The 15,735-nt window shown below is 70.6% G+C and carries 14 protein-coding genes; 12 read left to right on the forward strand and 2 right to left on the reverse strand.

What is annotated here, in order from left to right:
- Positions 1-1,902: 1,902 nt before the first annotated feature.
- The 8 genes from ACIBKY_RS12215 (at position 1,903) to ACIBKY_RS12250 (ending at position 10,411) form a co-directional block, all read left to right on the forward strand.
- A complete protein-coding gene (locus ACIBKY_RS12215; RefSeq protein ID WP_397096699.1) occupies positions 1,903-2,685 on the forward strand; it encodes an aminotransferase class IV in 783 nt (260 codons plus the stop codon).
- The gene (locus ACIBKY_RS12220; RefSeq protein ID WP_397096700.1) at positions 2,661-3,647 is read left to right on the forward strand and encodes a zinc-dependent alcohol dehydrogenase family protein; all 987 of its coding nucleotides are present in this window, start codon (positions 2,661-2,663) and stop codon (positions 3,645-3,647) included. The genes ACIBKY_RS12215 and ACIBKY_RS12220 overlap by 25 nt, the downstream gene beginning before the upstream one ends.
- A gap of 131 nt (positions 3,648-3,778) precedes the next feature.
- Positions 3,779-5,611 (forward strand): ABC transporter substrate-binding protein, encoded by a 1,833-nt coding sequence (locus tag ACIBKY_RS12225; protein WP_397096701.1) that lies wholly within the window; start codon positions 3,779-3,781, stop codon positions 5,609-5,611.
- 7 nt (positions 5,612-5,618) lie between these two features.
- Entirely contained in the window at positions 5,619-6,626 is a 1,008-nt protein-coding gene (locus ACIBKY_RS12230) for an ABC transporter permease (protein ID WP_397096702.1), read from the forward strand.
- A complete protein-coding gene (locus ACIBKY_RS12235; RefSeq protein ID WP_397096703.1) occupies positions 6,623-7,522 on the forward strand; it encodes an ABC transporter permease in 900 nt (299 codons plus the stop codon). The genes ACIBKY_RS12230 and ACIBKY_RS12235 overlap by 4 nt, the downstream gene beginning before the upstream one ends.
- Positions 7,523-7,524: 2 nt before the next feature.
- Complete coding sequence (locus ACIBKY_RS12240) at positions 7,525-8,535, forward strand: ABC transporter ATP-binding protein (protein WP_397096704.1); 1,011 nt, start codon at positions 7,525-7,527, stop codon at positions 8,533-8,535.
- Positions 8,532-9,542, forward strand: a complete 1,011-nt coding sequence (locus tag ACIBKY_RS12245; RefSeq protein WP_397096705.1) for an ABC transporter ATP-binding protein — start codon at positions 8,532-8,534, stop codon at positions 9,540-9,542. The genes ACIBKY_RS12240 and ACIBKY_RS12245 overlap by 4 nt, the downstream gene beginning before the upstream one ends.
- Before the next feature lie 5 nt (positions 9,543-9,547).
- Positions 9,548-10,411 (forward strand): GNAT family N-acetyltransferase, encoded by an 864-nt coding sequence (locus ACIBKY_RS12250; RefSeq protein ID WP_397096706.1) that lies wholly within the window; start codon positions 9,548-9,550, stop codon positions 10,409-10,411.
- Here ACIBKY_RS12250 and ACIBKY_RS12255 read toward each other — a convergent pair.
- On the reverse strand, positions 10,390-11,508 hold the full coding sequence (locus tag ACIBKY_RS12255) for an exo-beta-N-acetylmuramidase NamZ domain-containing protein (RefSeq protein ID WP_397096707.1): 1,119 nt from the start codon (positions 11,506-11,508) through the stop codon (positions 10,390-10,392). The genes ACIBKY_RS12250 and ACIBKY_RS12255 overlap by 22 nt on opposite strands.
- A 57-nt stretch (positions 11,509-11,565) precedes the next feature.
- On the opposite strand from ACIBKY_RS12255, the gene murQ reads away from it, so the two are divergent.
- Positions 11,566-12,468: an N-acetylmuramic acid 6-phosphate etherase gene (murQ, locus tag ACIBKY_RS12260; protein ID WP_397096708.1), complete on the forward strand. Its 903-nt coding sequence runs from the start codon at positions 11,566-11,568 to the stop codon at positions 12,466-12,468.
- Positions 12,468-13,520: a serine hydrolase domain-containing protein gene (locus tag ACIBKY_RS12265; protein ID WP_397096709.1), complete on the forward strand. Its 1,053-nt coding sequence runs from the start codon at positions 12,468-12,470 to the stop codon at positions 13,518-13,520. Before murQ ends, ACIBKY_RS12265 begins: the two co-directional genes overlap by 1 nt.
- An 81-nt stretch (positions 13,521-13,601) precedes the next feature.
- Here the strand turns inward: ACIBKY_RS12265 and ACIBKY_RS12270 are convergent, their stop codons facing one another.
- Positions 13,602-14,492 carry a TIGR03619 family F420-dependent LLM class oxidoreductase gene (locus ACIBKY_RS12270; RefSeq protein WP_397096710.1) on the reverse strand — a complete coding sequence of 297 codons (891 nt, stop codon included), beginning with the start codon at positions 14,490-14,492 and terminating at the stop codon, positions 13,602-13,604.
- Between the two features lie 46 nt (positions 14,493-14,538).
- On the opposite strand from ACIBKY_RS12270, the gene ACIBKY_RS12275 reads away from it, so the two are divergent.
- On the forward strand, positions 14,539-15,396 hold the full coding sequence (locus tag ACIBKY_RS12275; RefSeq protein WP_397096711.1) for a phosphotransferase: 858 nt from the start codon (positions 14,539-14,541) through the stop codon (positions 15,394-15,396).
- 47 nt (positions 15,397-15,443) lie between these two features.
- On the forward strand, positions 15,444-15,710 hold the full coding sequence (locus ACIBKY_RS12280; RefSeq protein ID WP_397096712.1) for a zf-TFIIB domain-containing protein: 267 nt from the start codon (positions 15,444-15,446) through the stop codon (positions 15,708-15,710).
- The last annotated feature ends 25 nt before the right edge of the window (positions 15,711-15,735 follow it).

Here is a 15,735-nt window from a genome sequence, read left to right on the forward strand (position 1 = left end):
GGGTGAACGTCGCTGCCTTGATCGCGAACGATTCCCCATTTGCGTACTGGCGAAGATCGAAGATCGGGAACTCACCTGGATTCATTCGCGGGTGTCACGCGGTCCGCGTGATGTCCATAAAGGGCGAGCCCGTCAACGGCGATGATCGCGCCGGACGGGCTCTTGATCGCACACTGGAGGTGCAACCCAATGCAGGACTCTAGAGGTATCAGGGCAGAGAGCGACATCCCGACACGGCTAAGCGCAACCCCGTACGAGGTTGCTGAACGCCTCGTCGCGGAACTTGCTGCCCGTGGAGTTGATGCCGACGCGCAGCCGTTCTTCGCTGCTCCGGCCTGGGTGTCGGTCTGGCGCGGACTGCTGATCCGCTGTGACTCTGACCTGTACTCGTGGGTCATCGGCCGTACTACGTCGAGCACGATCTACGACTCCGTTCCCGGCGACGACCCGTCAACGGCAGCTACCAAGATCGCAGCACGGTTGGACGCCATGTGCGCTGCCCCTAGCCCTTCCGGCTACTGGTACGGCGTCGCGATGACTGACCCACAGCATGGGGAGCCGCAGTGACTACCCCGCATCCCTTGCCTACTGCACCCCGCCACGATCCGCCTGCCGGGCAGCAAGGGAGGGAGGTGTCCACGCCCTCAGCAACAGGCGGCGTGCGAACGCTGACAGTGTCGTTGAACTGGGGGAACGAACCCGATTACGAAGCCGTGATCAAGGCTCTAGGCAAAACGGCCAAAATCTGCCTCGACATCTCCGTGATGGCGGGCGGGGAACGGTTGATCAGCCCGACCCATCTCCGCGTCAGATACACGAAGCACGTCCGTGTCCCAAGCGCGGACGGATCCTTCACGACCACTATCAACATCCTCGCGGGCGACTTGCGTGAATCCACTGGTGTCGAGATAGAGGCCAGCGTCCATGCCGAGCCGTGCCCGCCAGGGGCTAGTCGAAGGTACATGCCCCGTTCGCGATGACTCCCAGCACGGCTACACCCTCTGCTGTAGCCGTGCCTACCCCCTGGCCTCGAACCCCTGGCCAGGGCCGCACGGGGCCTCCGGGTACCGCATCTGACCCCGCCTGCCCGGTGGCCCCCCTACCGGCCGCACCCGTGCCGACCCCCCTGGCCTAACCCAGGCCAGGGGCCGCCCAAGGGCCGCCCCCGAGTGCAACTCAGCTAGCCCCCTCCCTCGGGGGCGGCCCGCTTTCCACAGGAGAACACCGCATGACCCTTGCCAAACGCCGCCGTGCCCTGAATGGCGCAGTCCTGCTCACCCTGTCGGGAGTCGCGTTCGCGCTGGTCTCCTTCACCCTGATGGCATCCGGCATTTCCCCCTGGCTATCCCCCTGGCTGGCCATCCCTGGGGCGGTCGTCCCAGTTACACTCACCTACTACGCGTGGCCCGACTCCGCATGGCCCGACTCCATCAAGCCGGACAGACGTCCCCACTGACCCTCTGACAAGGCTTTCAGCCCCTCGCGTGGCCCCCGGCATCCCTTGATGACCGGGGGCTTACGCACGTCCCGCAGGGATACCCTGAGGCAGGCATGAGGCGTGTGAACAACCCGACTTGCAACGGTCGCTTCTCACGTCGGACGTGGCACCCGCCGTCACGGCCCCCCTTGACCGGCCAAGGCACCACATAACCGACCAAGTCCCTTCTCGACCCACCAAGTCCCTTCCTGACCGGCCAAGCCCCTTGGCCGACCATGCCGCTACTTGACCGGCCAGGGCCCCTTGACCGGCCAAGGCGCCGTTCGACCAGCCAAGGCATCGTTCGACCGGCTCGGCGCTGCTTGACCGGCCAAAGCGCCGTTTACTGGCTCGGTCTCTCCTGCCGGGGCGGTTCGGTGCCTCCTGGGTGGGGTGGGTCCTTGACGCGGTCATAGGGTGGAGGGGTGATCGCTCTGGAGCGCGCGGTGGTCGACGGCAGGCCCGCGACCGGCGCCGACGTGGGACTCGGGATCGCCGCCCGAGGCGGGCACTTCACCGCCATGCAGGTCAGGAACCACGCCGTTCGTGGTCTCGATCTGCATCTCGACCGTCTCGACCAGGCCACGGAGGAGCTCTACGGCCTGCCCGTCGACCGTGACCTGGTCGTCGAGTCGATCGCCGCCGCGCTCGGCGGCGACCTGCACGACGCCTCGGTCCGGGTGAACGTGGTGCTGACCGGCCGCCTGCACGTCATCGTCACGACCGGGGCGCCGGTCGACGCGCCGTCCGCGCCACAGCGGCTGATGACGGTGGCGTACCAGCGCTTCCTGCCGCACATCAAGCACGGCGGCGGTTTCCCCTCCATCCACCTGGGCCGCAGGGCCGCGGCGGAGGGGTTCGACGACGCGCTGCTCGTCGCCGACGACGGGACGATCTCCGAGGGCACGATCACGAACCTGGGCTGCTTCGACGGCTCGCGCGTCGTGTGGCCGCAGGCGGCGATGCTGGAGGGCATCACGCTGCGGCTCCTGCGGCGGCGGCTGCCCCTGGCCGGCATCCCGCAGGTCGTCCGCACGCTGAAGCCCGCCGACCTGACCGGTTTCGCCGCGGTCTTCCTCACGAACTCCTGGGGCGTCAGCCCCGTCGGCCAGGTGGACGATCTGGTCCTGTCCGCCGAGCCGCAGGACCTCTCCCCCATCCTCACCGTCTATGAGGACACGCCATGGGATCCGATACCCCGCCTGTAGGGACGATGCGCGCCTGGGTGGTGGACACCCCCGGGCGGCCGCTGGTCATGGAGGAACGCCGGGTCCCGGTGCCGGGGCCGGGTGAGGTGCTGGTCAAGGTGGAGGCGTGCGCGCTCTGCCGTACGGACCTGCACCTGGCCGAGGGCGACCTGCCGCCGCGCCGTCCGCGCGTCACGCCCGGCCACCAGGTGGTGGGCCGCGTGCGCGGCGGCGACCGGGTGGGCGTGGCCTGGCTGCGCAGCACGTGCGGCCGGTGCCGGTACTGCCTGCGCGGCGAGGAGAACCTGTGCCCGGACTCGGCCTACACCGGCTGGGACGCGCACGGCGGTTACGCCGAGTACGTGGTGGCCAGGGCCGACTACGTCTACCCGCTGCCCGGCGACGTCCCGGCCGAACGGCTGGCGCCGCTGCTGTGCGCCGGCATCATCGGTTACCGCGCCCTGATGAAGGCGGGCCTGCCGGAGTCCGGTGGCAGGCTGGGCGTCTACGGTTTCGGCGCCTCCGCGCACCTCACCGCCCAGGCCGCCGTCGCGCTGGGCCACACGGTTCACGTCGTCACGAGGTCGCCGGCGGCCAGGCGGCTCGCCCTGGAACTGGGCGCGGCCTCGGCGGACGGGCACGAGCCGCCGGAGCCGCTGGACGCGGCGATCCTGTTCGCCCCGGTCGGCGATCTCGTGCCGCCCGCCCTGGAGGCGCTCGACCGGGGCGGCACGCTGGCCGTGGCGGGCATCCACCTGACCGGCATCCCGGCCCTGAACTACGACCGCCACCTGTTCCAGGAGCGGGTGCTACGCAGCGTCACCGCCAACACGCGGCAGGACGGACGCTCCTACCTGCGCCTGGCCGGCCGGCACCCGCCGAGCGTGAAAACCACCGCCTACAGCTTCGACGAAGCCGCTCAGGCGCTCATGGATCTGGCAAACGGGCAGGTCAACGGTGCAGCGGTCCTTATCATCGAGTGATGGCGCCAAGCGCCACACAAGGGGTCCATGAAGGAAAGTTACATTAACCTCACAACCTCTGGAGATTATTGACGCCTCCTCCACCTGCCCATAAGGTCCGGACAACCCCAGAACTATCTCCGGAGCGGTAAATGAAGCGACTAGCAGCGGCAGTGGCGTTGCTGGGCCTTGCGGCCGGCGTGACAGCGTGTAGCGGCGGCAGCGGCACCACCAACAAGTCCGGCTCGGGCGGTGGTGGCGGGCTCTTCACCACGATCGACGTGAACAGGCCGGGCATCGACGCGAGCGCGCCGCCGAACCCGTACAACCCGAAGGGCAACGCCTTCCCGGGGTACACCACGATGAAGATCGGCTGGGTCGTCAACCACCTGACCGACCCCAACAAGGCCCTGCCGGGGATGGCGGCCAGTTGGGAGATCGCGCCGGACAACTCCTCGATCACTTTGAAGCTGCAGCCGAACGCCAAGTGGTCGGACGGCAAGCCGGTGACCGCGGAGGACGTCAAGCTCTCCATCGCCCTCGCCTACACGCAGGGCAGCACGGCCTTCGCCGTCACCCCGGGCGCCGCGGGCGCCGCGGCCGACGTGACCGTGGTGGACGACAAGACCGTCAAGATCACGCAGGACCTCTCCAACCCGAGCCCCAAGTTCGCCCGCGGCGTGCTGGACACCACGGTCCTGCCCGCCCACATCTGGAGCGCCGCGGTCCCCGCCACCATCTGGGACACGATCAAGACCGCGCGCGGTGACGGCGCCGAGGCCGAGAAGGCCCGCGAGGACATCACCAAGCTGGGCCAGCAGGTGATCGCCTTCGCACCGCAGAAGGACGTCGCCGGCGGCCCGTTCGTGCTGGAGCGGGCCAACCCCGGCGAGGCACTGCTGGTCAAGAACAAGAACTTCTTCAACGCCGCCAACGTCGCGCCGGACCAGGTGAAGTTCCTCAACTACACCGGCAACGAGCAGATCTGGAACTACCTGACCCAGGGCAAGCTCGACCACTCCGGCTTCGTCGCCGCTCCGACCGACGTCATGAACCGCATCAAGGCCGCTCCGGGCAGCGAGGTCATCAAGGGGTACTCCCCCGTCGCCGTGAGCATGGCCTTCAACCAGAGCAAGAAGCCCTACGACAACGTGCACGTGCGCAGGGGTCTGGCCTACCTGATCGACCGCGAGCAGGTCACCAAGGTCGCCTCGCCCGAGGGCGGCACCGCCGCGACCACCACCAGCGGCATCCACCAGAAGGCGGCCGACGCCTGGATCCCCGAGACGCTGCCCAAGCTGGAGCCGTACAAGCCGGACCTGGCCAAGGCCGAGGAGGAGTTCAAGACCGCCGGCCTGACCAAGAAGGACGGCAAGTGGACCCTGGCCGACGGCTCGCCGTGGAAGGTCTCCATGCACGCGCCGGCCGGGTTCTCCGACTGGCTGTCGGCGCAGGAGAACATCAAGAGCCAGCTCACCAAGGCCGGCATCGAAGCCGAGGTCGTGACCACGGCTGACTACCCGGTCTACCTGGAAGAGCTCGCCGCGGGCAAGTACGACGTCGGCTTCTGGCTGATCGCTCTCGGCCCCGCGCCGTACGACATCTTCCAGCGCCTCTACGGCGCCTCGAACGGCTGGGCCAACGTCGGCGGCAAGATCAAGCACTCAGCCGCGGGCAAGAGCGGCAACTGGATGGGCAGCCCCGAGCAGATCGAGGTCGAGGGCGGCAAGATCAACCCCGGTGAGCTCACCGCCAAGCTGAACTCGGTCGGCCCCGACGAGGCCAAGCCGATCATGAGCCAGCTGGCCCAGGCGGCCAACCAGGACCTGCCGGTCATCCAGCTCTGGGACTACGTCAACAACCAGTTCGTCAACAACAGCCGCTTCACCGGCTGGCCCCACGACGACGAGGTCCTGCGCCTCGGAACCGGCGTCCTTCCCTCGGGTGTCTGGATCCAGCAGGGTCTGGTCAAGAAGAAGCAGTAAGGCACCCATGACGGTTATCGCGCGGCGTCTCGCGGGCCACCTGGCCCGCGGGATCGTCATGATCCTCGTGGTCGCGACGATCAGCTTTTTCATCGTCAACAACATCCCGGGCGACCCGGTGGCGGCCCGCTACGAGAAGCTGCTCGAAGGCGGCATGTCGCCCGAGGCGGCGCTGCAGGCCACGAAGGTGATGTACGGCTTCCTGCCCTCGGGCTCGATGTGGGAGCAGTACCTCGCCTACATGGGCGGGCTGTTCCGCTTCGACCTCGGCATCTCCATCACCCGGCCCGGACAGCCGGTCACGGACGTGCTCGCCGAGGCGGCGAAATGGACCGTTCTCCCAGTGCTCATCGGCACCCTGCTCAGCTTCCTCGTCGGCGTCATCTTCGGCGTCTACGCGGCGATCAAGCGCACCGGCAAGCTCGGCGACGCGCTGGCCATCTCCGGCTCGCTGCTGCACGGCATCCCGCAGTACATCCTGGCGATGCTGCTGGTGGTCATCTTCTCGACGCTGATCCCGCTCCTGCCGCCCGACAGCCCGGTGGACATCCTGTTCGAGCCCGGCTGGAACGCCGGCTACCTCGGCTCGCTGGCCCAGCACGCCGTCCTTCCCGTCGCCACCTACGCCCTGTCGGCGTACGGCGGCTGGATCCTGGCGATGAAGTCGAGTGTGGTGACGGTGCTCGGCGACGACTTCATCCTGGCCGCTGAGCTGCGCGGGATGAAGCGCTCGATCGTCTTCCGCTACATCGCCCGCAACGCGATCCTGCCGCTGTTCACCATCCTGGCGCTCTCGCTCGGCCTGCTGCTCGGCGGCGCCGTCTTCATCGAGAAGATCTTCAACTACCCGGGTCTGGGACTGCTGCTCATCGACAGCATCAACCTGCGCGACTACCCGCTCATGGGCGGCGCGTTCCTGCTGATCACCGCCTCGGTCATCGTGGCCAACATCGTGGCCGACCTGTTCTACACCGTGATCGACCCGCGGGTGCGCAGCGGGGAGGAGGTCTCATGAGCGTCATTCTGGAGAGCACGAGCACGAGCGCCACCATGCGCCGCAACTTCTGGCACGGCGTGTGGCGCGTCATGAAGCGCAAGCCCAGCCGCATGGTCGGCGTCGTCATCATCCTGGGCTTCGCGTTCATGGGCATCTTCGGCCCGATGTTCTATCCGGACATCCTTCCCGACAACGCCAACGCCATCACCCAGCCGCCGAGCTGGGAGCACTGGTTCGGCACCGACCCGCAGGGCCGCGACGTGGTCGCGCTGGTCATCAAGGGTTCGCGCTACGTCCTGCTCAGCGCGGCGGTGACCGCGGTCATCACGGTCGTCGTCGGCACCGGTCTCGGCCTGTTCTCCGGCTTCAAGCGGGGCCGCTGGGACACCGTGCTCATGCGGGTCACCGACATGAAGCTCACCATCCCCGGTCTGCCGCTGCTGCTGGTGCTGGCCACGGTGTGGAAGTTCGGCAACCCGTTCCAGATGGGCCTGGTGCTCGGGCTGCTGGGCTGGGGCGGGGTGGCGCGGGCCGTACGGGCGCAGACGCTGTCGCTGCGCGAGCGCGGCTTCATCGAGGCGGCGCGCGGGCTCGGCCTGTCCACGACGCACATCGTCGGCAAGGAACTACTGCCGAGCATGGCGCCCTACATCGCCATGAACATGCTCATCGCGGTCACCGGCGCCGTCTACGCGCAGGTCGGCCTGTTCTTCCTCGGCGTCCTGCCCTATGAGTCGGACAACTGGGGCGTCATGCTCAACCTGGCGGTCTTCCAGGCCGGCGCGATGATCCAGCCGTACGCGCTCGGGTATCTGCTGGCCCCGCTGCTGGCGATCCTGCTGCTCACGCTCGGCATCGTGCTCGTGGTCGACGCCATGGACGAGATCTTCAACCCCCGGCTGCGCGAGGAGTAGAGGTGGCAAAACAGGCGCCGGGAGTGCGCATCGACGGCCTGACGGTCGTCTACAAGACCCCGGCGGGCGAACTGCCCGCCGTGCGCGATGTCAGTCTGGAGCTGAAGCCGGGCACGATCACCGGCATCGTGGGCGAGTCCGGCTCGGGCAAGTCCACGATGGCGCTGTCACTGCTCAACGCGGTCCAGCCGCCCGGCCGCATCCAGCACGGCAGCGTGGAGATCGACGGGCTCGGCGACGTCGCCGGGTTCCGGGGCGAGCAACTGCGCAAGGCCCGCGGCCGGCACATCGGCTACGTCTTCCAGGCCGCGCAGAACTCGCTGAACCCGCTCAAGACCGTCGGCAAGCAACTGCTCGACCTCGGCCGCTCGCACGGCGTGGAGGACCTGCGCGCCCTGGTCAGGGAGGCCAAGGAACTGCTGGGCCGGATGGGCCTGGACGGCGCGCGGGTGCTGGACTCCCACCAGCATGAGCTGTCGGGCGGCATGCGCCAGCGCGTCGGCATCATGCTGGCGCTGGTGCTCAACGCGCACCTCGTGGTGCTCGACGAGCCCACGACCGCGCTCGACATGATCACCCAGTCGAACATCCTGAAGATCGTGCGCGAGGTGCACGCCGAGCGCGGCCTCACCACGCTGGTCATCACCCACGACATCGGCGTCGTGGCCGAGGTGGCCGACCGGCTGGCGGTCATGTACGGCGGCCGCCTGGTCGAGCAGGGCCCCACCCGCGAGGTCCTGGCCGACCCGCGGCACCCGTACACCAGGGGCCTGATCAGGGCCATCCCCCGCCTGGTGGGCGACATCAACGAGGCCCAGGCGCTGCCGGGACGCCCGCCCACCCTGGCCACCGTGCCGAAGGAGGGGTGCGTGTTCCGCGAGCGCTGCCCGCTGCGCATGGACGTCTGCGACACCGTCGACCCGGCGGCCCAGGCGTACGGCGAGCGGATCGTGGCCTGTCACGCCGTCGAAAGCGCCGTCAAGGTGCCATCCAGGGAAGGCGAGCACGCGTGATCACGGGGAAAGGCATCACCAAGACCTTCAAGCAGCGGGGCAGCGTGCTCGCCGGCCGGGAGGTGCGGGCGCTGCGCGGGGTGGACTTCGAGATCCCCAAGGGCGGCGCGGTCTCGTTCATCGGCGAGTCGGGCTGCGGCAAGACGACGCTGGGCCGGATCATCGCCGGGCTGGAGACCTACGACGGCGGTGAGATCGGCATCAACGGCACCGAGATGTCGTCGTTGAAGCCGAAGCAGCGCCAGCCGTACTTCCGGCGCATCCAGATGATCCACCAGGACCCGTACTCGGCGCTGAACCCGACGCGGACCATCCACCAGACGCTCTACGCGCCGCTCAAGCTGCGCGCCAAGCAGACGGGCCGCGACGAGAAGTGGATCGACGAGCGGGCGGCCGAGGTCCTGTCGCTGGTGGGCCTGGACCCGGGCAGCGTGTTGTCGCGCTACCCGCACCAGTTGTCCGGCGGCATGCGCCAGCGCGTGGTCATCGCCCGCGCGCTGACGGTGGACCCGGAGGTGCTGGTCGCCGACGAGGCCGTCTCCATGATCGACGTGTCGCTGCGGCTGGGCATCCTGGCGCTGCTGAAGGACCTGCGCGAACGGCTGGGCGTCAGCGTGCTGTTCATCACCCACGACGTGGCGACCTCGCGCTACATCGGCGACGACGGCGAGATGTACGTCATCTACCGGGGCCAGGTCGTCGAGCGCGGCCCGGTGGACACCGTGATCGCCGACCCGGTGCACCCGTACACGCAGTCGCTGCTGTCGGCCATCCCGGTGCTGCACGGCCTGGAGGAGCCGGGCGCCCAGCCGGTCGTGCCCGTGGAGGCCCTGGACGGCAGCCAGGAGGCGCAGGGCTGCCTGTTCGCCAGCCGGTGCCCGTTCCGCCAGGACCGCTGCGAGACCGAGCGGCCGGTGCTCCAGGTGACCGAGGGGGCGCCGCAGGAGCACGCCTGCTTCTACCCCGAGCGCCGCGACGTGATCGCCCGGCCGATGAGCGGGGTGTGAGGCCCGTGGGGGGAACGCGCGGGGCCGGGCCCGACCTGGAGGAGGCGGGGCGGATCGCGCGGGCGGCGCTGACGTACGACTGCGCGGAGGGGGCGGCGCTGGTCAGGCGGCTGGCGCGGCCTCCGGCCGACCGGCGCTGGACGGCGATCGTCGAGGGCGGCGGGGTGGTCTTCGCCTCCATGTCGACGCGGGACGCCGCGCTCGGGCACATCGACCTGCTGGCCGTACATCCGGATGAGCAGGGCAAGGGGCGCGGCCGGGAGCTGGTGGGCGCGGCCGAGGAGTGGCTGCGCGCGCGGGGCGCGACGCAGGCGCGCTTCGCCGGCAACCCGCCGTGCTACGCCTGGCCGGGCATCGACGTGCGCTACACGCCCGCGGCGGCGCTGGCCGAGCGGCTGGGCTACGAGCGCTACCACGTGGCGTGGAACATGACCGCCGACCTCGGCACGGACCTGTCCGTGGAGCAGGACCTGGCCCGGCTGGCCGGGCGGGGTGTGCGGGTCGGCGTGAGCACCGGCGGCGATGACCGCGGGCCGATCGTGGAGTTCGCCCGCCGCAACTGGAACGACAGCTGGGCCTGGGAGGCCGAGACGGCCGACGGCGTCGTCTACGCCGAGCGCGACGGAGAGATCCTGGCGTTCGCGGCGTGGGGCGGGCGGCCGGGCTGGTTCGGCCCGATGGGCACCGCTCCGGCGGCGCAGGGGCTGGGCGTGGGCCGGGTGCTGCTGCGCCGCGCGCTGGCCTGCCAGCGCGACGAGGGGCAGTCCCACGCGCAGATCGGGTGGGTGGGACCCCTGCGGTTCTACTCGCGCGCCGTGGGCGCGCGAGCCGAACGCGTCTTCTGGCTCTACCGCCGCGAGCTGGGGTAGAGCAGGTGGCCATCGGGGAGGCTAGGGTCAGGACACAGCTCGCGGGGGTCGCCGCCGTCGTCCAGGCAGCGCGTGAGCGTGTCGGACCCCCACAGGTGCTCCATGAACAGGTTGGGGCCCCACCAGGCGAAGTCGCCGGGGTAGAGGGTGCGCGCCAGGTGGAGCATCGACAGGCCGGTGAGCACGGGGCGGAAGGCCCGCCGGTCGTGCACGTGCAGCTGGACGCCGCAGACGGTGGTCCCGGCGTGCTTCTGGAAGGTGGGGGTGAAGTACACCTCGCGGAAGCGCACGCCGGGCAGGCCGAGTGCGTTGAGCTCGCGGGCGTAGCGCTCGTCCGCGTACGGCGCGCCGACCAGCTCGAAGGGCCGCGTGGTCCCGCGGCCCTCGGAGAAGTTGGTGCCCTCGAACAACCCGGTCCCGGGGTAGACCAGGGCGGTGTCGACGGTCGGCATGTTGACCGACGGCATCACCCAGGGCAGCCCGGTCTCGGCGTAGGACATCTCGCGCGTCCAGCCGTCCATCTCGACGACCAGCACGTCGGGGTCGAACGCCAGAGCCAGTTCCCCCGCGGTCCTGCCGTGGCGGATCGGCAGCGGGAAGCGGCCGACGAAGCTGGCGAAGGCGGGGTCGAGCAGGGGGCCCTCGACGACGGTCCCGCCGAGGGGGTTGGGCCGGTCGAGGACGGCGAAGCGCACGCCCAGCCGGGCGGCGGAGGTCAGCAGGTCGTACATCGTCCAGATGTAGGTGTAGAAGCGGGTGCCGACGTCGGCGATGTCGAAGACCAGCGTGTCCACCCCCGAGGCGGCCACGACGGCGTCCAGCTCGTCGCCGGAGATCTGGTGGGTGTCGTAGACGGGCAGTCCGGTCCTGGGATCGAGCGCGTCCTTCTCGCTGAAGCCCGCCTGGGCGGTGCCGCGCATGCCGTGCTCGGGCCCGAACAGCGCGGTGACCGGCGCTCCGGCCGCCAGCAGCGCCTCCAGCGTGGGGGTCAGGTCGGGCAGGACACCCGTCGGGTTGGTGATGAGGCCGATCCGCTCGCCGGGGACGAGCGTGGGGTCGTTGGCCAGCCGTTCGGCTCCGGTTCTCACGTGTTGCATGAACCCATTGTCTGAAAGTTATTTACAAGAGAGAAGTAGATGGTGGAAATTAGCGTCATGAGTGATCCGGAGCTGTCCACGGAACAGAGCGATCCGCGCTACAGCCAGATTGACCGGCTGCCGACCGAGCAGATCGCCGAGTTGATGAACCAGGCCGACGCGTCCGTTCCCGCCGCGGTCGCCGCCGCCGTGCCGGACATCTCCGCCGCCATCGACGCGATCGCCGCGCGGATGGCCGCCGGGGGCAGGCTGCTGTACGTCGGCGCCGGCACCTCGGGCCGGCTGGCGGTGCTGGACGCCTCGGAGTGCCCGCCCACGTTCGGCACCGACCCGTCGCTGGTCCAGGGCATCATCGCCGGCGGACCCGACGCGCTGACCCGCTCCATCGAAGGCGCCGAGGACGACGCCGAGGCGGGCGCCGCCGCGATCGCGGAGCTGGAGGTCGGCGCGGACGACTCCGTCGTCGGCGTCTCGGCCAGCGGGCGCGCCCCTTTCGTGATCGGCGCGCTCGGTGAGGCGACCGGGCGCGGTGCGCTGACCGTGGGCCTGTCGTGCAACACGGGCGCGCCCCTGTCGGCGGCGGCCGAGCACGGGATCGAGGTCGTCGTGGGCCCCGAGGTGGTGACCGGCTCGACCCGGCTCAAGGCGGGCACCGCCCAGAAGCTGGTGCTGAACATGATCTCGACGATCTCGATGATCAGGCTGGGCCGTACCTACGGCAACCAGATGATCGAGATGTCGGCCATGAACTCCAAGCTGGCCGGGCGGGCCGTGCGCATGGTCGGCGACATCACCGGCGCCGACGCCGAGACCGCCCGCACGACGCTTGAGGCCGCCGACGGCCAGACCAAGGTCGCCGTCCTGATGATCAGGCACGGCATCGGCGTCGAGGCCGCCCGCAGTCTGCTGGAGGAGCACGGCGAACGGCTGGCCGACGCACTGGAAGGCGCGCAGAGCTGATGTCCGACCGGCTCGACGCGATCCTGGCGGAAGCGGTTCCCGGCACCGCCCCGGCGGCCGTGGCGGTCATCGCCGTCGACGGCGTCGTGGCCGCCTCATCGGTCGCGGGCGAGCTGGTCCGCTACACCGACCTGGAGTTCACCCTCGCTCCCGAACGGCCGGCGGCCCGGCGCGACTCGATCTTCGACCTGGCCTCGATCAGCAAGCTGTTCACCACGGCGGCCGTGCTGTCGCTGACGGAGGACGGGCTGGCCGGGCTGGACGAGCCGGTGGCGCGGTGGCTGCCCGGCAAGGATCCGCGCGTCACGCTGCGCCGGCTGCTCACGCACACCGCCGGGCTGCAGGCGACGCGCCGCATCGACCTCGAACTGCCGGACGCCGGCCCGGCCACGCGCATGGCCGCCATGGCCGGCACGCCGGTCACCGGTGCGGTCGGCGGGCCGTACCTCTACACCGACGTCGGCATGGTCACCGTGGGGCGGATCGCCGAGCTCGCCGGCGGGGCGCCGCTCGACGAGCTCGTGCGGGCCCGCGTGACCGGGCCGCTCGGCCTGGCCGACACCGGATACAACCCCGGCGCGGACAGGCTGCCCAGGATCGCCGCCACCGAGTGGAAGCCGGAGCGTCCCGGCCCCGGCTGCGTGCGCGGCCGGGTGCACGACGAGACCGCCTACGGCCTCGGCGGCGTCGCCGGGCACGCCGGGATCTTCTCCACCGCCGACGACGTGCTGCGCTTCGGCGAGAACCTGCGGCTCGGCGGCGGGCCCGTCCTGCGGCCGGAGACCGTCGCCGAGATGCTGCGCGACCAGGGCGCGGAGGGCGCCGCGTTCCGTCACGGGCTCGGCGTGCGCATCGGCGACCCGTCCATCGTCGGGCCGCTGGAAGGCGCCTTCGGCCACTCCGGGTTCACCGGCACCTCGCTGGTCGTCGACCCCGTGCGCCGCCTGACCGTCGTCCTGCTCACCAACGCCGTCCACCCGGTGCGCGGCAGGGACGGCATCCGCGCCCTGCGCCACGCCGTCGCCGCGGAGGCACTCCTCCTCGCCCGGTAGCCGCGGAAGCGCTCCCCCTCGCCCAGGTAGCCACGCCGGCGCCGCGGCGGCGCTGAGACTCACCCAGTAGCCCTTCCGGCGTCAGGAAGCGGGAGCGAGCGCCTCCAGCGCCTCCTCGGCCCGGCGCATGGCCTCCGGCGCGGGCGCCGTGACGATCTCGGGGTCGAAGTTGAGGTCGTGGAAGACCTCGGTGACGCCCTTGGCGGCCAGCTCGTCCACGTCGGCGCGGATCTCCGCGTAGGTGCCGGTCAGCGGCGCGCGCTGCCCGGTCCGGACCTGGGTGACGCCTCTGACGACGAAGCGCAGGGCGGCGGGGTCGCGCCCGGCCTCCTCGGCCGCCGTCTTCACCTGGGCGATCTTCCGGTCGATCGTGGTCAGGTCCTCGCGGCTGGAGCTCATCCAGCCGCCGGCGATCCGCCCGGCCCTGCGCAGCGCCGGCTCGGCGACCCCGCCCATCAGGACGGGCGGCGGACCGGGCTCCGGCTTGGGGTCCATGTGCGCGGGCGGAACCCGGTAGAACTCGCCCTCGTGCGCCACGACCTCGTCGTTCCAGCAGGCGCGCAGCACCCGCACGAACTCCTCTCCCCTGCGCCCGCGCCCGGCGAAGTCCACGCCCGAGGCGGTGAACTCCTCCTCCAGCCAGCCCAGCCCCACCCCGGCCACCAGCCGCCCGCCGGCGAGCGTCTGGAGGGTGGCGAGCTGCTTGGCCAGCATCACCGGCTGCATGAACGCGTTGACCACCCCCACGCCCAGTTCGACCCGCTCGGTGACGGCCGACAGGTGGGCCAGCGTGATGAGCGGGTCGTGCACGCTGCGGTAGACGGGCCCCATCGCGTGGCCCTCCGGATAGAGCAGGCGCTGGAAGGTCCACAGGCCCGCGTAGCCGAGCTCCTCCGCGCGACCGGCCACCCTGCGCATGTTGTCCGGCCGGGCCCACGGCCCTGAGATCGGCACCCCGAAGCTGATCTTCATGACATCTCCCGCTTTGGCATCGTGCTGGGACACCTAGTCTTATCAAGTGGGTCTCACGGAAGAACTGGCGAGGGTGGCGGCGGACTACGGGGGCACGGGCGCGCCCGACGTCCATCCCAGCCGCACGGACGTGGTCGTGCTGCGCAGGGGCGAGGTCGTGGTCAAGGCGCACTCCGTGCGCGACGACCCGGTGCTGCTGGCGCCCCGGTTGCGGGCCGCAGGGGCCGCCGCGCTCAGCGGGATCATGCTCGCGCCACTCGACACCGAGGTGCTCGACGTGGCGGGACGGGCCGTCACCGTCTGGCCCGCCGGGCAGACCGTCGATCCGGACACCGCGCCGTGGGAGGAGGGGGCCAGGCTGCTGGCGCGGCTGCACGCCGTACCCCTGCCGGTGGTGTCGCCGCTGCCCGCGGCGGGCGGCCCCGCGCGCGCCGCCCGCGCGGTGCGGCGCATGGCGGGTGACGGCCCGGTCGAGCAGCTCATCCGGATGACCTTCGCCGGTCTGCCCGAGCCCGAGCCCGCCCCCGGCCTGCTGACCCACGGCGACTGGCATCTGGGCCAGCTGGTACGGCGGGAGCGCTGGCTGCTCATCGACATCGACGACCTGGGCGTCGGCGACCCGGTCTGGGATCTGGCCCGCCCGGCGGCCTGGTACGCGGCGGGGCTGCTGGAGGCGCCCATCTGGGACCGTTTCCTGGGCGCCTACCTGGCCTCCGGCGGCCCCGCGCTGGACCCGGACGACCCGTGGGCCAGGCTGGACGTGCCGACCCGTGCGCTGACCGCCCAGCTGGCGGCGGTCGCGGTCGTGAACGCCGCCCGCGACGGCCGGGAACTCGACGAGGTGGAGCATTCGTTGATCGAGGCGTGCGACAGAATTGTCGGGCTCCCTCAGGGCCTGCCATAGTGGCGCACGCACAGAGTTTTTCCCCTGACGGCAAGGAGATCAAGCGGATGCAGTGCCCCAAGTGCCGCGGCAACATGCGGACATACGAGCGCAACGGGGTCCACATCGAGCAGTGTGACAACTGCCGGGGGATCTTCCTGGACTATGGCGAGCTCGAGACGATCACCAGGATGGAGTCGCAGTACCGCAGCGCGCCGCCGCCCGCGCCCGGCGGCCCGGCCTGGGGCGCTCCGTCGCACGGCGGCCACCACGGTGGCTACCACCACGGTCACCGTCGCAAGGACAGCTTCCTCGGCATGCTGTTCTCCTCCTGAACGTCTCGTCCTAAACGTCTCCTCC

Source organism: Nonomuraea sp. NPDC050394 (genome assembly GCF_044459065.1).
Lineage (GTDB): Bacteria > Actinomycetota > Actinomycetes > Streptosporangiales > Streptosporangiaceae > Nonomuraea.